Source organism: Bradyrhizobium sp. AZCC 2289 (assembly GCF_036924615.1).
In the GTDB taxonomy this organism is placed as follows: domain Bacteria; phylum Pseudomonadota; class Alphaproteobacteria; order Rhizobiales; family Xanthobacteraceae; genus Bradyrhizobium.
In genome coordinates, this window is record NZ_JAZHRY010000001.1 from 4513699 (window position 1) to 4533500 (window position 19802).

The following is a 19802-nucleotide window of genomic DNA, read 5'->3' on the forward strand; positions in this document are numbered from 1 at the left end:
GCCTAACCATAAGCCGATGAGAGGAACAAGGCTTTCGGACCGGAAGCCGAAATGTTAGGGGCATGGTCCGGAAACGGGCGGCGATTTCCCGACAAGATCGTGCCCAAACAATAAGCTTTGTTCAAAAAAACCCCGAGGAACCAGCCCATGATCCGTCCGCGCCGCAGCCTGTTGTTCATGCCGGGATCCAACGCGCGGGCGCTGGAAAAAGCGCGCAACCTGCCGGCTGACGGCATCATCCTCGACCTCGAGGATTCGGTGGCACCGGACGGCAAGGCATTGGCCCGCGACCAGATCGCCAAGGCGGTCGCCGCAAGAGGTTTTGGCAAACGCGAGGTGCTGATCCGGGTCAACAGCCTGGACACGCCATGGTGGGTCGATGACGTCACCATGGCAGGCCAGGCCCGGCCCGACGGCATCCTGGTTCCCAAGACTTCCAGCGTCGCGGACCTCAACGCGGTCGCCGACCGGCTCAGCGACATCAACGCGGACGCGTCGATCCGGGTCTGGGCGATGATCGAGACCGCACGCGCGGTGTTGGACGCGGATCAATTGGCCGCCGCGGCCAAGGATTCGAAGACAAGGCTGGCGGGCTTCGTGTTCGGGCCAAACGACATTTCGCGGGAGACGCGGATACGCATGCAGCCGGGCCGCGCCGCGATGATCCCGATGATCACCCATTGCATCCTGGCGACGCGGGCGCATGGCCTCGAAATTCTCGACGGACCCTACAGCGATATCAGCAACATCGACGGATTTGCCACAGAATGCGCGCAGGGCCGCGACCTCGGCTTCGACGGCAAGACGCTGATTCATCCGAGCCACATCCAGGCCTGCAATGCGATCTTCACGCCGCCCGCCGAAGAAGTCGCGGAGGCGCGCAAGATCATCGCGGCATTCGAACTGCCCGAGAACGCCGCCCGCGGCGCGATCCAACTCGACGGGCGGATGGTGGAGCGCCTGCACGCCGATATGGCCAGGCGCACGATCTCGATCGCGGATGCGATCGCCGCGATGGCGAGTTGACCCCTGTCGTCCCGGCCCATATGCGCAATTGCGCATATGGGCCGGGACGACGGGATCAAGCAAATTTCTCCGCCGCCCATGCATACAGGCTGCCCGCAACCGGCCTTTGGCCGCCGCGGCCTTTTGGGGAGACGTGCAGGCCGATGATGTCGAGGTCAGCGAGCAACTTCGAAAAATCCGTTGGCTCGAAAAACAATCCCGGCTCGGCATGCACGGCGTAAAACGATTGTTTCGGCAACGCGTACTGCAATTCACCGGCGCGACGGGCGAGCGCGGTGAGCGCGGCCGGACCAAAGATCGCGACGCGAATGTCGGAGAGGCGGTTCGATCCACCGCCCAAGCGTCGCAGCGCGAAGGTCAGGCGGTGGCGCAGCGCCAGCCAGTCCGGCGTCAGTTCGTCCTGCGCCAGCAGGTTTTCGAACGCCGTCACGATCGGATCGCGGGACGGCAGATACAAAACCGAATTGCCGAGCTGGCGCGGCCGCTCCCAGGCGAAATAGGGTTTTGTCACATCAAGCTCGACCGGTTTGAGCAGCAGCACGTCGGCATCGAGCCACAGGCCGGCGCTCTCGGCCATCAGCCGCATCCGGAAAAAATCGCTGAATTGCAACGTGGTCCAGTCGCGCCACGAGCCGTCGGGTTGCGGCGGGCGCAGCCTTTCGGAAAATGCGTGCGGCAGGATCGCCTCGGCCTCGGCATTGCCGACGCCGTCGGGCAGGCCCGGGATGGTATCGAAGCTGTAAACGGTGACCTTGTGGCCGGCGGCGACCTGCGATCGCAGGCAGGTTTGCCGGAGCCTGTCGAGCGGCCCATGCCAGAAGGTGACGACGTCAGGACGCATGCGTCACCTTCCAAGAAGGGGTATTGGAATTAAGCCCAGGCGCGCGCGGTCCTGGCCTTTTCCTCGTAGGCGTCGATCGAGGACTTCTTCTCCATGGTCAGCCCGATGTCGTCGAGGCCGTTGAGCAGGCAGTGCTTGCGGAACGGATCGATCTCGAATTTCACCGTGCCGCCGTCGGGGCCGCGGATTTCCTGTTTGGCGAGGTCGATGGACAGCGTCGCGTTGGCGCCGCGCTCGGCGTCGTCGAACAATTTGTCGAGGTCGTCCTGGGTAACGCGGATCGGCAAAATGCCGTTCTTGAAGCAGTTGTTGTAGAAGATGTCGCCGAACGAGGTCGAGATCACGCAGCGGATGCCGAAATCCAACAGCGCCCAGGGTGCATGCTCGCGGCTCGAGCCGCAGCCGAAATTGTCGCCGGCGACCAGCACCTTGGAATTCCGGTAGGCCGGCTTGTTGAGGATGAAGTCCGGATTCTCGCTGCCGTCATCCTTGTAGCGCTGCTCCGAGAACAGGCCCTTGCCGAGTCCGGTGCGCTTGATGGTTTTCAGGTACTGCTTCGGGATGATCATGTCGGTGTCGACATTGATGATCTTCAACGGCGCCGCAACGCCTTCCAGTGTGGTGAACTTGTCCATCGATGCACTTCCCGGCCAAATGAGGGGATAGGGGCCGCTATTTATCGCGAATGGGGCCCGGGCAAAAGGCTAATTTGCGCATGGGGCCTTTGTTTTGACGCGTTTTCTTGACGCGAACCGGTGCCCACTTCGCTGGAAAACGCTTCAGCCTGCCCTTGACTCGATCGCCTCCATATCGGCGTCCGACAGGCCGAAATGGTGGCCGATTTCATGGATCAGCACGTGGCGGACGATATGGCCCAGCGTCTCGTCGTGTTCGGCCCAGTAATCCAGGATCGGCCGGCGATACAACCAGACCATGTTGGGCAGCCGGGCGATGTCGTCATTGCTGCGGAACGGCAGGCCGATGCCCTGGAACAGGCCGAGCAGGTCGAATTCGCTCTCGGCCTCCATCTCGTCGAGGACTTCATCGGTCGGAAAATCATCGACGCGGATGATCACGCCTTCGCACAGGTCGCGAAAACCCTTCGGCAGGCGCTCAAATACCTCGTGCGCCATCGTCTCCATCTCGGCGAGCGAGGGCGCTTTTGCTGATGTCCACATGGGGCCTGTTTAGCCTGAGTTCGACAAGGACTCACGCGCGCAGTTGACCTTGGCGCTGCAATCGGAGACGTTGCGGCCCGATAACGGGTTTATGGTGGGCGTCATGAAGCGAATTGGGAAGGTTGCGCTATCGGCGGCTCTGGCGGGTTTCTTGCTGCCGGCGGCGGCCGCGCAGGCCCAGATGCCGCCGGCGGGGGTCCGGACCACGCAGGCGTCGACACCGGCGGTCACGGATGCCTCCTCACAGCGCCGGCGTCCATTGCGGCGCGTGCCGATCTACCGGTCGAACCAATGGGAACCGGATGTCTATCCCCGCTACAATCCCGGCCCGAACGCCGTGCGCGACTGCACCGCGACCTATGTTCAGGAATACCGCCCGAGCGGCACCGTAATCACGCCGCGCATGAACTGCTACTGGCGTCCCGGCTAGAGCGTTTTCGAGCGAAGACTGTCCCGCACTTGATGCGGGATGGATACCGGTTCGCGTAATCAAGTTTACGCTGATTGTGGTGACGTATCTGCGGTAGAAAACGCGTCAAAGGATAATGCTCTATCGCCCGCGCGCGGCGCCGATGAGCCCCGCGCCCACCACGATCGCCGACGCGCCATAGACGATGATGGCCATCGCCAGTTGGGTGAGAGGGCTGGCCGTTCCCATACCGCCGCCGGGGCCTTGTGACGCGAACGCTGTGTCGGTTGATAGCGAAACGGCCATGGCCGGTATCACGGCGGAGCCCGCCCGCGATATCCAATCGCAGATGCCAAAAGACGTCATGACAATCTCCTGTGCCAACGAACTGCAGAAGATACGACGACAGTCTACGCCGATTTTAGCACGCAGGCGAAAATGCTGGCCGGAAATCGGAACGGGTTCGCCTGATCCGCATTCATCTTCACGGCGCTGTCGTTCACTCCACATTCACGTCGCTTACCTCAGTCTGTGATCCGCGTCGCGTCGATGCAGCTTACACGATGAGAGCTGTTCGGCGCCGGCGTGACATCCGTGGACCCAAGGAGGCTACATATGCAGGTGACGAAAGTTCTGGGGCTTGCCGCCGTTGGCGCATTGCTCGTCCTGGCCGCTCCGACCGAGCGCGCCCAAGCGCTGTCGCTCAGCAATCCCGGCGCCGCCGCGGCGGTCCAGCAGGATGCCAAACCGGCAACCACCGAGGTGCGATGGGGGCGGTACCATCATCATCATCACGGGCACCATCATCGGCACTGGCGCCGCTGGTGATCGCTTCCTTGCGCGCATAAGATCAACAGGCCCGTTCGACGCGGGCCTGTTTTCGTCTCGCGCATCGCTGCGATGAATCCGGCACGATTGATGCACGTTATTCGGCGATTTGAATTAGAGCCTGTATCAGCATGAGGAACTCGTTCATGAGGAGTTTGATCGGAGCGGCGGTTGTCGCAGGCGTGCTGGCGTTTGCCGGCCCGGCAGCAATCAATCCGGCGGCGGCGGCGCCGCAGATGAAGGCGCAAACCGCCGGCGCATCCGGAGCGACCGATATCAGCGCGCGCCGTCATTACCGGCGTTATCATCACTACGGCTATTACCGGCCCTATCCTTCCTATTACGCGCGGCCTTACTACTATCGCCCGTACCCGTATTACGCCCCGGCGCCGTTCGTGTTCGGCTTCGGGTTTGGGCCGTTCTGGTGGTGATGGATTAGGATTGCAAATCCCTTCGCCAACAGCACGACGCCTTGCGCGCCGGCTTTGCGATCTTTCGAAATCTCGAGATATTCCGGCGAGTCTGCTAGCGCGTATTCCGCAAAAGTGGACGTCGGTTTTGCGACCAGAATACGCGCAAATAAATTAAGGAGCGCATTTTCGGGCGGCTAACCGGCTTCCACTTAGCCGGAAAATGCGCTCGCGTGGAACGCGGCCTCGTCGGGAAACGACATCAGGACAAGCTTGTCGCGGTCCCACACGCCTTCCAGCACGGAAGGCGTTTCGTCCGCCGAGAGCAGCCGGCCGCTGAATTTCCTGAACACGTCGAAGAACCGCGCCTGGTAACGGTCATAGGCGGCACCACCGCTGGCACCATTACCGCTATTGGCGAGACTAACGAGAGCGCGGGAACGGTTGTTACTTACTCTTCGTCATGCCCGGGCAGAAGCGCGTCTTCGCGCTAGATGTCCCGGGCATCCACGTCTTAAGTTTTTTGGTGAGGCTAAGACGTGGATGGCCGGGACGAAGCCCGGCCATGACGACTATTTGCTTTGCGGGCGCTCGAATCCGAAACGCGGGTTCAATCCCAATTCTTGAATTTCCAGCGTTTCAGTTTCCACGGCGTCAGCGTCTCCATCCGCCACTGTTCCCAGCGATCCGGAGGCCAGTGGCTGAGGCGCGAGGTTTCCTTGACCGGCGCGAGGTCGACGATGCGCGGCAACTTGCGCCTGCTCTGGCGCGTCGCCTCGCTGATCATATCGACGAATTCCGGCTTGTCGGCCATGGCACGCTCCCTCGCGAAAGAATTCTTTCCGCAAGCGGCCAGTCTGCCCCCACCACCTTAACGAGGCGTTTCCAGAACGCCTCGCTGTTGAGGCAAGCAGGGTTAAAGTCTCCAGGTTTGACGCGTTTTCTACCGCAGATAAGTCTACGCAATCGGCGTAAACTCGATTGCTATGCGAACCGGTACCCGTCCCGCATCAAGTGCGGGACTGGCTCCGCCCGAAAACGCTACTTCCATTCCCGGATGTCGACGAAATGCCCGGCAATCGCCGCGGCTGCCGCCATCGCCGGCGACACCAGATGGGTGCGGCCCTTGAATCCCTGACGGCCCTCGAAATTGCGGTTCGAGGTTGAGGCGCAGCGCTCTTCCGGCGCCAGCTTGTCGGGGTTCATGGCGAGACACATCGAGCAGCCCGGCTCGCGCCATTCGAAGCCGGCCTTGATGAAGATCTTGTCGAGGCCTTCGGCTTCCGCCTGCTCCTTCACGATGCCGGAGCCCGGCACGATCATCGCATTGACGTGGCCGTTGACGGTCTTGCCCTCGGCGACTTTTGCCGCCGCGCGCAGATCCTCGATGCGGCCATTGGTGCAGGAGCCGATGAAGACGCGGTCGAGCTTGATGTCGGTGATCTTGGTACCCGCCTTCAAGCCCATGTAATGTAGCGCGCGATGTTTCGACAGCCGCTTGGCTTCGTCGGCGATCTTGTCGGGATCCGGCACGAAACCGGTGATCGACACCACGTCCTCGGGCGAGGTGCCCCAGGTCACGATCGGCGGCAGCTTTGCCGCGTCGAGCCTGATCTCGTGATCGAAATGCGCGCCTTCGTCGGAACGCAGCGTTTCCCAGTAACGCATCGCGGCGTCCCAGGCCTCGCCCTTCGGCGATTTCGGCCGGCCTTTGAGGAACTCGAACGCCTTTTCGTCCGGCGCAATCAGGCCGGCGCGGGCGCCGCCTTCGATCGACATGTTGCAGACCGTCATGCGGCCCTCCATCGACAGCGCGCGGATCGCATCGCCGGCATATTCCAGCACGTAGCCGGTGCCGCCCGCGGTACCGATCTCGCCGATGATGGCCAGGATGATGTCCTTGCCGGTGACGCCGTCGGGCAATTTGCCGTCGACCACCGCGCGCATGTTCTTGGCTTTTTTCTGAATCAGCGTTTGGGTTGCCAGCACGTGCTCGACTTCCGAGGTGCCGATGCCGTGCGCCAGCGCGCCGAACGCGCCATGCGTCGAGGTGTGGCTGTCGCCGCAGACGATGGTGGTGCCCGGCAGCGTAAAGCCCTGCTCGGGGCCGATCACGTGTACGATGCCCTGGCGCTTGTCGTGCTCGTTGTAATATTCGATGCCGAATTCCTTGGCGTTCTCCGCCATCACCCGCATCTGTTCGATGCTTTCCGGGTCGGGATTCGGCTTGGAACGGTCGGTGGTCGGGATGTTGTGGTCGACCACGGCCAGCGTCTTCTCCGGCGCGTGCACCTTGCGCCCGGTCGCGCGCAGGCCTTCGAACGCCTGCGGCGAGGTTACCTCGTGCACCAGATGGCGATCGATATAGAGCAGGCAGGTGCCGTCATCGGCTTCGTGCACCAGATGGTCGTTCCAGATCTTGTCGTACAGCGTGGTTGGTTTGGACATGAGCGTAAGCTCCAATGAGAATTCTGTGTGAGCGATTAGCGCAGCTATGCGCGAGCAAAAGCGGAGGTCAGCGCAGCCATCAGGCTGCGCGCGTAAGCGCTGACGTCGCCGAGGTCGCAAAGCGTCCGAAGAAGCGGCCAGGCAGCCGCGAGCGATCGTCGATCACGATGGGTGCGACGCGCCGGCTGGCAGGGCTGGTCTGATCTGGAACCATCTAGAATTTCTAACACAGGGCCTGCACCTGCGACAATCAATCGATCGGCAGGGCATTTGCCTAGATAGGCATGGCGCAACAAAAAAGCGCGGGGCCAAACCCCGCGCCTTTCGTCACATCCTTGAAGGACGAAATTACTCGCCGACGGCGGTGGCGCGGTCCTGCTTCTCGACGATGCGGGCCGACTTGCCGCGCAGCTGGCGCAGGTAATACAGTTTTGCGCGACGCACCTTGCCGCGGCGCACCACCTTGATCGAGTCGATCATCGGCGACATCACCGGGAACACGCGTTCCACGCCTTCGCCGTAGGAGATCTTGCGAACGGTAAAGCTCTCGTTGAGCCCGCCGCCGGAACGGCCGATGCAGACGCCTTCATACGCCTGCACGCGGGTGCGCTCGCCTTCGACCACCTTGACGTTGACGATCACGGTGTCGCCGGGGCCGAACTCCGGAATCACCTTGGTTGCGGCCAATTTGTCGAATTGCTCTTTTTCGAGCTGTTGAATGAGGTTCATTGAAATCTCCATCGGCGGCGCGCCCAGCCAGTCCGGCGCGGGCTGCGCGAACGTCCATCGATCCTGCCATTGCGCGGATTTGGCGCTCGTATAAGGCAATCCCTGAGCTTTGTCACCCGTCTGTCGTGGTTTTTGGGCGTTTTTGCTTGGCCTTTATCGTCCACAAATCCGGCCTTCGTGCCTTGGTTAAGGCTTCCGCCTCGGCCTGGCGCCAGGCCGCCACCTTGGCATGGTCGCCGGAGGTGAGGATTTCCGGGATCGGGCGGCCCTCGAACTCCTGTGGGCGGGTATATTGCGGGTATTCAAGTAGTCCCTCGGAAAAGCTCTCATCCGCCCCGGAGGCCTGCTTTCCCATCACCCCCGGCAGCAGCCGCACGCAGGCGTCGATCAGCGCCATGGCGGCGATTTCGCCGCCCGAAAGCACATAATCGCCGATCGAGACCTCCTCGAGGCCGCGGGCGGTAATGACCCGCTCGTCGATCCCCTCGAACCGGCCGCAGACGATCAGGGCACCAGGCCCTGCGGCAAGTTCCATCACCCGCGACTGGGTCAATGGCCGACCCCGCGGGCTCATCAGGAGCCGCGGGCGGACTTTTGGCTGGTCCCGCGCGGCATCGGCCGCGTCGATTGCCGCCGCCAGCACGTCGGCGCGCAGCACCATGCCCGGCCCGCCACCGGCCGGGGTGTCATCGACGCTGCGGTGACGGTCGGTCGCCGAATCCCTGATATCGCGCGCCTCCAGCGCCCACAGGCCGGACGCCAGCGCCTTGCCGGCCAGGCTGACGCCAAGCGGCCCCGGAAACATGTCCGGGAATAGCGTCAGCACGGTCGCGCGCCATATCGTCGCCTGGGAGGCCATGGAGCGTTGTTACGGCACTATGGCGGTGAGATCGAGGCTCTGCATCAGGGCGGCGGCCTCGACCGCCTGTCTGAAGTCGGCGAGCTTGAAGGTCGTCACCACGATCTTGCCGAGATCGAGCAGGCCGTCGGCGGCCAGCGCCGCAAGCTGACCCGGCGCCGTCCGATCGTACATGAACTGGCCGACCACCTCCCAGTCGTTGGCCAGCATCTCGCGAAATGAAAGCTCGAGCGGCACTTCGGCGCTGCCCATCAGCAACAGGCGGCCGCCGCGTTTGAGCGCGCGCAGACTCGACAACGTGGTCGAGGTACTTTTGGCGGCGCCGAGCAAATCCAGCGCGACGTCGGCGCCGCCGCCGGCGGCGTGGCGGATGACCGCGAGATCCTTCGCGGCGTCGCCGGTAACCACGGCCGGAATCACGCGCGGGCCAAAAGCCTCGCGCAGCAATTCGAGCGCCGCCTGCTTGCGTCCCACCGCGACCACGCGCGCGGAACCCATCGCGACCGCCAGCATGACGGCGCCGGAGCCGAAATAGCCGGTCGCGCCGTTGATGATGATGGTGTGGCCGCCGCGCAGGCCTGAGCGCTGCAAGCCGCCGAACGGCACGATCAGTTTGGCGAGCCCGATCAATTCGGTCGCCGGCCTGTCGTCGAGACCCGTCAGCGGCGTGGCGCAGGCCGCCGGCCAGTGCGCGATTTCGGCGAACACGCCGTCACGCCAGCGCGCTTGCAGCGAGAGCGCTTCCGGCGCCGTCGCCATTGCGGTCAGACCGATCAGGATCTGCGGCGGCTCGCGGTCGGGCACATCGCCGCGCAAATGCGGGCTCAGGAAAACCCGGTCGCCGCTGCGAACATGGGTGACGCTGTTGCCGGCCGCGACCACGCGCGCGATCGCGTTGGTGCCGGGCACGAACGGCATCGGCGGCAGGCTGTAAGGTACCGAACCCGCCAGCACCTTGCCGGTGTAGGACAGCACCATGCCGGCTTCGATGCGGACGATGACGCCGTCAGGCGCGGGCTTTGGCGTCTCGACCTCGTCGAACCTGAGATCATTATGCGCGTGCAGGCGCCAGGCTTTGTGGGTGTTTGGCATCGGCGATCATTCCAATTCTTCGTCGTCCCGGCCCATATGCGCAATTGCGCATCAGGAGCCGGGACCCATAACCACGACTGCCAATGTAGTGTGAAGCTGGCGCGCCATCCAATCCGATACCCGCCATCGGTGGTTATGGGTCCCCGCCTTCGCGGGGACGACTCGGGGAGGGTTCGTCGCCGTCGATTTCGGCGGGCAATTCGATCACCACGCGCCCGTTCGCAAGGTCGACCGTGGGCACGACCGCGTTGGTGAACGGCAGCAGCATGGTCGACCCCTGCGGCGGCGCGATCTCGATGATGTCGCCGGCGCCGAAATTATGGATCGCGATCACGCGCCCGATCGGCTCGTTCGCGGCATTGACCGCGGCAAGCCCGATCAGGTCGGCGTGATAATACTCGTCGTCATCGGTGGCCGGCAGCTTCTCGCGCGCGATGTAGAGTTCGATTCCATTGAGCCGCTCGGCGTCTTCGCGGGTGGCGATGCCTTTCAGCGTCGCCACCAGATGATCTTTTGCCTCGCGTGCGTGCGTCACCTCGAACTGGCGCGCGCCGTCCTTTGTCGTCAGCGGGCCGTAACGTGTCACGGCCAGCGGGTCTTCGGTAAAAGCCCACAATCTTACCGCGCCGCGCACGCCATGCGCGGCGCCGATACGGGCGACGCAAATCGGTGTTGTCACCGTCACGCGCCGTTAACGCTCACGCCTTGGCGGCGGCTTCGGCAGCGGCCTTGCGTTCCTTGCGCGGCACGGCCTTTTCCGGGTTGTTGCGTGCGGCGCGCTTGACGACACCGGCGGCGTCGAGGAAGCGGGTGACGCGATCCGACGGCTGCGCGCCTTTGGCGAGCCAGGCCTTGACCTTGTCCATGTCGAGCTTCAGCCGCGCCTCATTGTCCTTCGGCAGCAGCGGATTGAAATGGCCGAGACGCTCGATGAAACGGCCGTCGCGGGGAAAGCGCGAGTCGGCGACGACGACGTGATAAACGGGACGCTTCTTGGTGCCTGCGCGAGCGAGGCGGATAACGACTGACATTTGGTTCTCCTGTTGAATACGAAACTTAAGTGAGTGGATTGGTCTGAATTCGCGTCATTGCGAGCGAAGCGAAGCAATCCATGTGGCCGCGAGGCAGAAAGCTGGATTGCTTCGTCGCTTTGCTCCTCGCATGACGAAAAAGGTCATTTCTTCTTGCCCGGGAAACCGCCGAGGCCCGGAAGCGTCGGCTTGCCGCTCAAGCCCGTGAGCCCCGGCAAATTCGGCAATCCCTGGCGCAGACCCGCGGGAAGATCCTTCGGCAGACCGGGCATGCCGGCCGGACCTGCGCCGCCCTGCATCTTTTCCGCCATCGCCTTCAGCTCTTCCGCCGAGGGCGGCTTCATGCCGCCGCCAAAGCCCATCGCCTGCGCGATGCCGGCCATCGGGCCGCGCTTGCCGGAGCCCATGGCCTTCATCATGTCGGCCATGTTCCGGTGCATCTTCAGGAGCTTGTTGACCTCCTGGACCTCCAGGCCAGCGCCTGCGGCGATGCGCTTTTTGCGGCTGGCCTTGAGGATGTCGGGATGCTTGCGCTCCTGCCGCGTCATCGAATCGATCACGGCGACCTGACGCTTGATGATCTTGTCGTCGATGCCGGCCGCCGCGATTTGATTCTTCATCTTGGCGATGCCGGGCATCATGCCCATCAGCCCGCTGATGCCGCCCATATTCGCCATCTGCAGCAATTGCTCGCGCATGTCGTTGAGGTCGAACTGGCCCTTGCGCATCCGCTCAGCGGTGCGCGCAGCCTTTTCGGCGTCGATGTTGGCGGCGGCTTTTTCGACCAGCGACACCACGTCGCCCATGCCGAGGATGCGGCCGGCGATCCGGCTGGGGTGGAAATCCTCCAGTGCGTCGGTCTTTTCGCCGGTGCCGATCAGCTTGATCGGCTTGCCGGTGACCGCGCGCATTGACAGCGCAGCACCGCCGCGGCCGTCGCCGTCCACCCTGGTCAACACGATGCCGGTGAGGCCGACGCGCTGGTCGAAGGCGCGCGCGAGATTGACCGCGTCCTGGCCGGTCAGGGAATCCGCGACCAGCAGCACTTCGTGCGGATTGGCCATGGTTTTGATTTCGGCCGCTTCCGCCATCATCTCTTCGTCGAGCGTGGTGCGGCCGGCGGTGTCGAGCAGCACCACGTCGTAGCCGCCGAGTTTTCCGGCTTCGAGCGCGCGGCGCGCGATCTGCGCCGGCTTCTGGCCCGCCACGATCGGCAGCGTCGGGATGTCGAGATCGCGCCCCAATACCGCAAGCTGCTCCATCGCCGCGGGACGATAGACGTCGAGCGAAGCCATCAGCACCTTGCGCTTGTCGCGCTGGGTCAGGCGGCGGGCGAGTTTGGCGGTGGTGGTGGTTTTACCGGAACCCTGGAGGCCGACCATCATGATCGCGACCGGCGGCACCGCATTGAGGTCGATGGTCTGGCCGTCGGAGCCGAGGGTGGCGACCAGTTCGTCATGGACGATCTTGACCACCATCTGGCCGGGCGTGACCGACTTGACGACGGTGGCGCCGACCGCCTGCTCGCGGACGCGGTCAGTGAAGCTGCGGACCACGTCGAGAGAGACGTCAGCCTCGAGCAGCGCGCGGCGGACTTCGCGCATCGCCGCGTCGACATCGGCTTCCGACAGCGAACCGCGCCCCGTCAGCCGATCGAGGATCCCACCAAGCTTTTCCGACAGACTGTCGAACAATGCCGTTGTCCTGTTGCTGCCTTCACCCTGAGGAGCAGGCGGAGCCTGCGTCTCGAAGGGTGGCGGCGACCACCGTGGCCTCATCCTTCGAGACGCCGCTTCGCGGCTCCTCAGGATGAGGGTCGTCCAAACACTTTTGCGCCCGAGGGCGCATCGCGCTGTCGGGCGTTGGCCTCCGGTCTCAAGGGCCGGGCGGCGGGTCGAAAAGAACGTCTTTCCGAGAAGTGCCGGGGTTAAACCCCCATGGCGGCGGAAAGTCAAGGAAACTTGCCCGGTTCCAGTCTTTTCAATTGATCAAGCAGCTGGAAATGCTGATCTTTTCCCAATCGAAGAATCTACTGTGTTTGGCGACGGCACAAATTCTGTCGCAGGTTCCATGTTAGCCCTGCCGACTCCATATAACGCCTCATGCCTTCCGCCCTGTCGGCCGCTTAGCGATCTCACCTCGTGCCAATCACCCGCCGCAAAGTTCTCGGACTGCTCGCCGGCGCCGCCGCGGCGGTCGGCGTGCCATCGATCTGGATTTCCCGCATGAAAACCTATGACGGCCCCGTTTCCGATCATTTCGACGGCCTGCATTTTTTTGATCCCGACGGCTCGCCGCCGAAATCACTGGGCGAGGTGCTGCGCTGGCAGTTCGGAAGCGGCCGGCAGCGTGCGAACTGGCCGACATGGGTGCCGAGCCCTCACGCCGATACACCGCCGCCACGCGTCGAGGGCGACAAGGTGCGGCTATCATTCGTCGGACACGCGAGCTGGCTGATCCAGACATCGGGGCTGAATATTTTGGTCGATCCGGTGTGGTCGATGCGCGCCTCGCCCTTCGCATGGGCCGGGCCGAAACGGCACAACGATCCCGGCATTGCCTTCGACGCGCTGCCGCCGATCGATATCGTGCTGGTCTCGCACGGCCATTACGATCATCTCGACCTTGCGACGCTGTCGAGGCTTGCGGAAAAGTTTTCGCCGCGCGTGATCACGCCGCTTGGCAATGATGTGACGATGCGCGATGCCGATGCCGCGATCAAGGCCGAGGCGTTCGACTGGCGGGATCGTGTCGAGCTCGGAGGCGGCGTCGCGGTGACGCTAGTGCCGACGCGGCACTGGTCGGCGCGCGGCCTGTTCGACCGCAACAAGGCGCTGTGGGCGAGCTTTGTGCTGGAGACTCCCGTAGGCAAACTCTACATCGTCTGCGATTCCGGTTACGGCGAGGGCAAGCATTTCCGCCGTGTCGCCGAGGCGCACGGTCCGCTACGGCTCGCGATCTTGCCGATCGGCGCCTATGAGCCGCGCTGGTTCATGCGCGACCAGCACATGAATCCGTCAGACGCGGTGAAAGCGCTGGCCGATTGCGGCGCGCAGCAGGCGCTGGCGCATCATCACGGCACGTTTCAACTGACCGATGAGGCGATCGACGCGCCGGTGATCGGGTTGGGCGAGGCGCTTGACGAAGCGAAGGTTTCGCGGGAGCGGTTTTCGGTGCTGAAGCCGGGGCAGGTGGTGGAGATTTGAACGTCATTGCGAGCGAAGCGAAGCAATCCATCTCGCCACAAAAAGAAAGAATGGATTGCTTCGTCGCTTCGCTCCTCGCAATGACGTGAGTACTATTCCTTGGCCCTGATCGCCCAGGACACGCTCACCGTCACCGACAGCGTCTCTTCGCCTTGGGCGACCGGCGCTGCGGCGGCCATGCCGCCGGCAACCATCTTGCCGCTGCGGAACATCGGCGCGCCTGAACCTTCCTCGGAAATGCTGAGCGGCTCGCCAAGCGTCACGCCGGCGGCCTTGGCGTAGATCTCGGCCTTGCGGCGGGCATCGGCGATCGCCTTTTCGCGGGCGTCATCGAGCAGTTTCGAGGCCTGCGAGACCATGAAATTAATGCCGCCGATGTCGTTGGCGCCGGCGCCGACCAGCAGGTCGATGGTGTTGGCGACCTTGGTGACGTCGCGGATCCGGACCGTGACGCGGTTGCTGGCGTGGTAACCGACAACGGGCGAAGGGCCGCTGCGGTTCGGCGCGTATTGCGGTTGCAGCGAGAGCCGAGAAGTCTGGTAGTCCTTTTCGTCGATGCCCGCGCCCTTCAGCGCCAGCAGCACCTTGCCCATCGCTGCGTTGTTGGCATCGGACGCCTCGCGCGCGGTCTTGGCGTCAGATGTCACGCCGCCCTCGATCTGCGCCTGATCCGGCGCCACCGACACGGTGGCTTCACCGCTCACCGTAATCGCAGTCGGCAGCGTCGTCTGCGCCAGCACGGATGGGGCCAGCAGCGTCGCCGCAGCGAGGACGACAGCGAAGGAATGCTTCATGGGTCTCACTTCAACGGCACGTAGACGTTGATCACCAGCTTGTCCTCCGCCGTCTTCAGAGGATCGGTGATGTATTCCTCGATGAACGTGTCCTTGGCTTCCAGCTTCTTGTCGTCGAGGTGATTGGTGATCGCCTCATAGGTGTTGTCCATATTGTCGTAGGAGCCGCGATGGACGAACTTGAGCGCCTTGCCGTCGGGCGATTTGCCGATGCTCATGTCCTTGGTCAGGTTCTTCGGATCCTGCTCGACCGGAATTTCGGCCAGGAAGGTGAAGCCGGTATCGTCGGTCGAGGTGTAGACGATCATCGAATTGCCTGACGCCTTGATGCCCTGCTTGTCGAGCAGTGCGGTCAGTGCCTTGAACGACTCGATCAGGGTGTCGAAGGCTGCATCCCAGTTGGCCGTGCCCTTCATGACCACCACCTTTTTGGGCTCCAGCGTGAATTGCTCGCCAAAGGGGTCGGCGGTCTGGACCGGTGCGATCGGCGGCGGCGCCGGCGTCTGGGCGGCCGCGGGGGTATCGGCCGGCGATTTGGTTTCGGCGGGCGGCGGAACCGGCGTCGCGGACGGGGCCGGCGCAGGCGTTGCGGTGGGCGAGGCCGCCGGCGCGGGCGTTTGCGCCAGCGCCGCGCTGCCAAACGCGATTGCCACGATCGGGATCAGCGCGACCAGGGCGGCTCGGAAGGTGCCGATACGGTTCATTTCGATATTCTCCATCCCCATTCCAAGCGGTCGCGGTAGGTCCCGGCTCACGCCCGCAAAGACGCTGCCATTCCTAACACGCAAGTTCCGCTTTCGTCCCATGACAGATGCGTCATGGGGCCTTGCGGCCCCGGCGGACTGGCCAATCCGCCATCATTCGCCATATAAGACAGGCATAAATTGGGAAATTCGATGAGCGCGCTCGCCAACCACGCATTTGCCAAGATGAACGGCATTGGCAACGAAATCGTCGTGGTCGATTTGCGCGACAGGCCGGCCGCCGTGACGGCGGAGGAGGCGCGTGCGGTCGCCTCGCCGGCGGGCGTGCCCTACGACCAGTTGATGGTGCTGCAGCCGCCGCGGCTACAGGGCACGGAGGCCTTCATCCGCATCTACAACAGTGACGGTTCGGAGGCCGGCGCCTGCGGCAACGGCATGCGCTGCGTGGTGCGCCGCCTGTTCGAGCAGACCGGCCAGACGGCGGTCACCTTCGAGACCCGGGCCGGGCTGTTGAACTGCTGGCAGGGCCCGGCGCCCGATCTGTATACCGTCGACATGGGGGCGCCAAAATTCGGCTGGCAGGATATTCCGCTGGCCGAAGAGTTTCGCGACACCCGCTACATCGAATTGCAGGTCGGTCCGATCGATGCGCCGGTGCTGCATTCACCGTCCGTGGTCAGCATGGGCAATCCGCACGCGATCTTCTGGGTCGATGACGTCAACGCCTATGATCTCGACCGCTTCGGACCGTTGTTGGAAAATCATCCGATTTTTCCGGAGCGCGCCAATATCACGCTCGCCCATATCGTCGATCGCGATCGCATCACGATCCGCACCTGGGAGCGTGGCGCCGGGCTGACCAGGGCCTGCGGCTCGGCGGCGTGCGCCACCGCGGTTGCGGCGGCGCGGCTGAAGCGCGCCAATCGTCTGGTCGAGATTACGCTGCCGGGCGGAAAGCTCTCGATCGAATGGCGCGAGCGCGACGACCATGTGCTGATGACGGGCACCGCTGATTTCGAATATGAAGGGCGATTTGATCCGGCGCTGTTTGCGTCCGTCGCCTAAATCATGAGCGTCGACGTCCTCACTTTCGGCTGCCGCCTCAATGCCTTCGAATCCGAAGTGATTCGGCTCGAGGCAGAGAAGGCGGGGCTTTCCGACACCATCGTCATCAATAGCTGCGCGGTGACCAATGAGGCCGTAGCCCAGGCGCGGCAATCAATCCGGCGGCTGAAGCGCGAGCGGCCTGGGCTGCGAATTGTCGTCACCGGCTGCGCGGCGCAGACGCAGGCCGAAATGTTCGCCGATATGGCGGAGGTCGATCGCGTCGTCGGCAATGACGACAAGATGCGGGGCGAGGCGTGGCGCAACGCCCGCGCGGCGTTCGACGCCGGTTTTGGCATCGCTGCCAGCGAGAAGATCGCGGTCGCCGACATCATGGCGGTCACGGAGATGGCGCCGCATCTGCTGGAAGGCTTTCAGAACGGCCTGCCGCGGGTGTTCGTGCAGGTGCAAAACGGCTGCGACCACCGCTGCACCTTCTGCATCATCCCCTATGGCCGCGGCAATTCGCGCTCGGTGCCGATGGGCGCGGTGGTCGACCAGGTCCGCGCGCTGGTCGAACGCGGCCATGCCGAGATCGTCCTGACCGGGGTCGACCTCACCAGCTACGGCGCGGATCTGCCGGGCACGCCGAAACTCGGTCAGCTGACAAAGCAGATTTTGCGGCACGTGCCCGAGTTGAAGCGCCTGCGGATTTCATCGATCGATTCCATCGAGGTCGACCGCCACCTGATTGATGTCATGGCCGACGATGAGCGGCTGATGCCGCATCTGCATCTGTCGCTGCAGTCCGGCGACGATTTGATTTTGAAGCGGATGAAGCGGCGGCATTCGCGGAAGCACGCCATCGAATTCTGCGCCCAGGTGCGGCGGCTGCGGCCGGACATCGCGCTCGGCGCCGATATCATCGCGGGTTTTCCGACCGAAACCGAAGAGATGTTCGCGCGTTCGCAGGATCTGGTGGAGGAGTGCGGCCTCACCTTCCTGCACGTGTTTCCCTACTCGAAACGTCCGGGCACGCCGGCCGCGCGCATGCCGCAGGTCGCGGGTGGCGCGATCAAGGAACGTGCGAAACGGTTGCGCGCGACGGGTGAGGCCGCGCTGCGGAAGCGGCTCGCTGCCGAGATCGGTGCAACGCGTCAGGTCTTGATCGAGAGCGGCAAGCAGGGGCGGACGGAACATTTCCTGCCGGTGGCGATCAGCGGCGAAACGCCGGGCGCAGTGCGGGCGCTGACGATCGCCGGACATGATGGTGTGCGGCTGATCCCAGACGGTCATCGCCCGGCATAGCCGTCCGAAGCACGGCGTCGCTTCCGCTCGCCTATGACCGGGCGACCCAGTACGCCGCGGCCTCTCGGTCGACTACGAATTTCTCTGGAATGCTGGATCATCCGCTTTCGCGGATGATGACGAGTGGAGTTTGCGGCAAGAGAGTTGCGCTCGTTCGGCGCCTATTCCCCGTTCCACCCGCACGCCCTGAGCCGCTCGTGCATATGCGGCGGCGCCGGCGCGATCACGTGTACCGGTTCCTTGTTTTTCGAAATCGGGATCCCGATCTCGCGGGAATGCAGATGTAGCCGCGGCTCGCCGAACCGCGGGCCGTTGCCGTAAATATTGTCGCCAACGATCGGCCAGCCGGTCGCAGTGGAATGGACGCGCAGCTGATGGGTGCGGCCGGTGACCGGTTCGAGCGCGAGCCACGCAAGACCATCGCCGCGCCCCAGCACCTTCCAGTTTGTGACGGCCTTTTGACCGTCGGGGTCCGGCTTCTGCCACCAGCCGCGTTCGACATTCAGCCGGCCGAGCGGCATGTCGATGGTGCCTTGATCTTCGGCAGGCCCGCCTTCAACGACGGCCCAATAGGTCTTTGAAATTTTGCCGTGCTTGAACAGCAGCCCAAGCGATGCGGTCGCCTTGCGATGGCGCCCCAAAACGAGGCAGCCGGATGTGTCCTTGTCGAGCCGGTGGGCCAGCACCGGCGGCCGCGGCAGGCCGAATCGCAAGCCGTCGAACGACGCCTCCAGATTGGCGCCGCCCTTGGGGCCGCGATGCACCGGCAGCCCCGCCGGCTTGTCGATCACCAGCATCAATCCGTCGCGGTGGAGCACCCGCGCCTGGATTTCCTCCGCGGTCAATTCGGGAACATCGATCAATCGTTCGAGACTTTCGCTCATGGCGCGAAACCGCTAACACAGCCACGCCATGAACGATACCACTGCGGGAACCCCCAAACTGAGCTGGTGGCGGCGGCTGTCCGGCGGCCTGAAGCGAACCTCGAGTTCGCTCGGGACCGCGGTCGCCGATCTCGTCACCAAGCGCAAGCTCGACCGTGCCATGCTCGACGATATCGAGGATGTGCTGCTGCGCGCCGATCTCGGGACCGAGGTTGCCGTCCGCATAGCGGACGCGGTCGGCAAGGGGCGTTACGACAAGGCGATCTCGGCGGACGACGTGAAGACGGTGGTCGCGACCGAAGTCGAAAAAGTGCTGGCGCCGGTGGCAAAACCGCTGGAGATCGATGCGGCGCAAAAGCCGTTCGTCATTCTCGTGGTCGGCGTCAACGGTTCCGGCAAGACCACCACCATCGGCAAGCTCGCCGCGAAACTCTCTGCCGAGGGCCGCAAGGTCATGCTGGCCGCCGGCGATACGTTTCGCGCGGCCGCCATCGAGCAGTTGAAGATCTGGGGCGAGCGCACCAAATCGCCGGTCATCGCGGGCGCGCAGGGCTCGGATTCGGCGAGCCTGGCCTTCAATGCGCTTACGGCCGCGAAAGAGCAAAAGCTCGACGTGCTCCTGATCGACACCGCCGGCCGGCTGCAGAACAAGGCCGAACTGATGAACGAACTGGAAAAGGTCGTTCGTGTCATCAAGAAGGTCGATGCCTCGGCGCCGCACGCCGTTCTGCTGGTGCTCGATGCCACGGTGGGACAAAATGCGCTGTCGCAGGTCGAGGCGTTTCATCGTACCGCGGGGGTCACGGGGCTCGTCATGACAAAGCTCGACGGCACTGCGCGGGGCGGCATTCTGGTGGCGCTGTCGGAGAAATTCAAATTGCCGGTGCACTTCATCGGCGTCGGTGAAGGCGTCGACGATCTCGCGCCGTTCACCGCACGCGATTTCGCGCAGGCGATTGCGGGAATTGAATAGGCTTCATCCTTCGAGACGCGCGCGAGTGCGCGCTCCTC

General features: G+C 63.8%; 24 protein-coding genes and 1 pseudogene. 8 read left to right on the forward strand and 17 right to left on the reverse strand.

What is annotated here, in order from left to right:
• The first annotated feature begins 147 nt into the window (after positions 1–147).
• A complete protein-coding gene (locus V1289_RS21525; protein WP_334398733.1) occupies positions 148–1026 on the forward strand; it encodes an HpcH/HpaI aldolase/citrate lyase family protein in 879 nt (292 codons plus the stop codon).
• Between the two features lie 55 nt (positions 1027–1081).
• Here the strand turns inward: V1289_RS21525 and V1289_RS21530 are convergent, their stop codons facing one another.
• The 3 genes from V1289_RS21530 to V1289_RS21540 form a co-directional block, all read right to left on the reverse strand.
• Positions 1082–1867 carry a hypothetical protein gene (locus V1289_RS21530; RefSeq protein ID WP_334398734.1) on the reverse strand — a complete coding sequence of 262 codons (786 nt, stop codon included), beginning with the start codon at positions 1865–1867 and terminating at the stop codon, positions 1082–1084.
• 29 nt (positions 1868–1896) lie between these two features.
• On the reverse strand, positions 1897–2502 hold the full coding sequence (gene leuD, locus V1289_RS21535) for a 3-isopropylmalate dehydratase small subunit (protein ID WP_334398735.1): 606 nt from the start codon (positions 2500–2502) through the stop codon (positions 1897–1899).
• 144 nt (positions 2503–2646) lie between these two features.
• A complete protein-coding gene (locus V1289_RS21540) occupies positions 2647–3045 on the reverse strand; it encodes a metallopeptidase family protein (protein ID WP_334398736.1) in 399 nt (132 codons plus the stop codon).
• Between the two features lie 103 nt (positions 3046–3148).
• Between V1289_RS21540 and V1289_RS21545 the strand changes: the two genes are divergently transcribed.
• Positions 3149–3475 carry a hypothetical protein gene (locus V1289_RS21545; RefSeq protein WP_334398737.1) on the forward strand — a complete coding sequence of 109 codons (327 nt, stop codon included), beginning with the start codon at positions 3149–3151 and terminating at the stop codon, positions 3473–3475.
• A 120-nt stretch (positions 3476–3595) separates the two neighbouring features.
• Here V1289_RS21545 and V1289_RS21550 read toward each other — a convergent pair whose 3' ends face one another.
• A complete protein-coding gene (locus tag V1289_RS21550) occupies positions 3596–3820 on the reverse strand; it encodes a hypothetical protein (protein ID WP_334398738.1) in 225 nt (74 codons plus the stop codon).
• A gap of 249 nt (positions 3821–4069) precedes the next feature.
• On the opposite strand from V1289_RS21550, the gene V1289_RS21555 reads away from it, so the two are divergent.
• Together V1289_RS21555 and V1289_RS21560 are read left to right on the forward strand one after the other, a co-directional pair.
• A complete protein-coding gene (locus V1289_RS21555; protein WP_334398739.1) occupies positions 4070–4282 on the forward strand; it encodes a hypothetical protein in 213 nt (70 codons plus the stop codon).
• Between the two features lie 146 nt (positions 4283–4428).
• On the forward strand, positions 4429–4713 hold the full coding sequence (locus V1289_RS21560) for a hypothetical protein (protein WP_334398740.1): 285 nt from the start codon (positions 4429–4431) through the stop codon (positions 4711–4713).
• A gap of 191 nt (positions 4714–4904) precedes the next feature.
• On the opposite strand, the pseudogene V1289_RS21565 reads toward V1289_RS21560, so the two are convergent.
• The 10 genes and pseudogenes from V1289_RS21565 to ffh form a co-directional block, all read right to left on the reverse strand.
• Positions 4905–5069 (reverse strand): annotated as a pseudogene (locus tag V1289_RS21565) (DUF1330 domain-containing protein); the annotation flags it as partial.
• Positions 5070–5302: 233 nt separating this feature from the next.
• Positions 5303–5506 carry a hypothetical protein gene (locus V1289_RS21570; RefSeq protein WP_334398741.1) on the reverse strand — a complete coding sequence of 68 codons (204 nt, stop codon included), beginning with the start codon at positions 5504–5506 and terminating at the stop codon, positions 5303–5305.
• Positions 5507–5733: 227 nt separating this feature from the next.
• A complete protein-coding gene (leuC, locus tag V1289_RS21575; protein WP_334398742.1) occupies positions 5734–7140 on the reverse strand; it encodes a 3-isopropylmalate dehydratase large subunit in 1407 nt (468 codons plus the stop codon).
• A 79-nt stretch (positions 7141–7219) separates the two neighbouring features.
• Entirely contained in the window at positions 7220–7354 is a 135-nt protein-coding gene (locus V1289_RS21580) for a hypothetical protein (RefSeq protein WP_334398743.1), read from the reverse strand.
• Positions 7355–7488: 134 nt separating this feature from the next.
• Positions 7489–7869: a 50S ribosomal protein L19 gene (gene rplS, locus V1289_RS21585; protein ID WP_074277826.1), complete on the reverse strand. Its 381-nt coding sequence runs from the start codon at positions 7867–7869 to the stop codon at positions 7489–7491.
• Between the two features lie 112 nt (positions 7870–7981).
• Positions 7982–8728 (reverse strand): tRNA (guanosine(37)-N1)-methyltransferase TrmD, encoded by a 747-nt coding sequence (trmD, locus tag V1289_RS21590; protein ID WP_334398744.1) that lies wholly within the window; start codon positions 8726–8728, stop codon positions 7982–7984.
• Between the two features lie 9 nt (positions 8729–8737).
• Positions 8738–9820: a zinc-binding dehydrogenase gene (locus V1289_RS21595; RefSeq protein WP_334398745.1), complete on the reverse strand. Its 1083-nt coding sequence runs from the start codon at positions 9818–9820 to the stop codon at positions 8738–8740.
• Positions 9821–9953: 133 nt separating this feature from the next.
• Entirely contained in the window at positions 9954–10499 is a 546-nt protein-coding gene (gene rimM, locus V1289_RS21600; protein WP_334398746.1) for a ribosome maturation factor RimM, read from the reverse strand.
• Positions 10500–10518: 19 nt separating this feature from the next.
• Positions 10519–10851, reverse strand: coding sequence for a 30S ribosomal protein S16 (gene rpsP, locus V1289_RS21605; RefSeq protein ID WP_074271944.1), 333 nt, complete (start codon positions 10849–10851; stop codon positions 10519–10521).
• Between the two features lie 143 nt (positions 10852–10994).
• Positions 10995–12545 (reverse strand): signal recognition particle protein, encoded by a 1551-nt coding sequence (ffh, locus tag V1289_RS21610; RefSeq protein ID WP_334398747.1) that lies wholly within the window; start codon positions 12543–12545, stop codon positions 10995–10997.
• 447 nt (positions 12546–12992) lie between these two features.
• Between ffh and V1289_RS21615 the strand changes: the two genes are divergently transcribed.
• Entirely contained in the window at positions 12993–14057 is a 1065-nt protein-coding gene (locus V1289_RS21615; RefSeq protein WP_334398748.1) for an MBL fold metallo-hydrolase, read from the forward strand.
• Between the two features lie 92 nt (positions 14058–14149).
• On the opposite strand, the gene V1289_RS21620 is transcribed toward V1289_RS21615, so the two are convergent.
• On the reverse strand, positions 14150–14851 hold the full coding sequence (locus tag V1289_RS21620) for an SIMPL domain-containing protein (RefSeq protein WP_334398749.1): 702 nt from the start codon (positions 14849–14851) through the stop codon (positions 14150–14152).
• A 5-nt stretch (positions 14852–14856) separates the two neighbouring features.
• Positions 14857–15555: a GyrI-like domain-containing protein gene (locus V1289_RS21625; protein ID WP_334398750.1), complete on the reverse strand. Its 699-nt coding sequence runs from the start codon at positions 15553–15555 to the stop codon at positions 14857–14859.
• Between the two features lie 192 nt (positions 15556–15747).
• On the opposite strand from V1289_RS21625, the gene dapF reads away from it, so the two are divergent.
• Both dapF and mtaB read left to right on the forward strand, forming a co-directional pair.
• A complete protein-coding gene (gene dapF, locus V1289_RS21630; protein ID WP_334398751.1) occupies positions 15748–16620 on the forward strand; it encodes a diaminopimelate epimerase in 873 nt (290 codons plus the stop codon).
• Positions 16621–16623: 3 nt separating this feature from the next.
• A complete protein-coding gene (gene mtaB / locus V1289_RS21635; protein WP_334398752.1) occupies positions 16624–17907 on the forward strand; it encodes a tRNA (N(6)-L-threonylcarbamoyladenosine(37)-C(2))-methylthiotransferase MtaB in 1284 nt (427 codons plus the stop codon).
• Between the two features lie 161 nt (positions 17908–18068).
• Here mtaB and V1289_RS21640 read toward each other — a convergent pair whose 3' ends face one another.
• Positions 18069–18791 carry an RluA family pseudouridine synthase gene (locus V1289_RS21640; RefSeq protein WP_334398753.1) on the reverse strand — a complete coding sequence of 241 codons (723 nt, stop codon included), beginning with the start codon at positions 18789–18791 and terminating at the stop codon, positions 18069–18071.
• 28 nt (positions 18792–18819) lie between these two features.
• Between V1289_RS21640 and ftsY the strand changes: the two genes are divergently transcribed.
• Positions 18820–19764 carry a signal recognition particle-docking protein FtsY gene (ftsY, locus tag V1289_RS21645; protein ID WP_334398754.1) on the forward strand — a complete coding sequence of 315 codons (945 nt, stop codon included), beginning with the start codon at positions 18820–18822 and terminating at the stop codon, positions 19762–19764.
• Positions 19765–19802 lie beyond the last annotated feature (38 nt).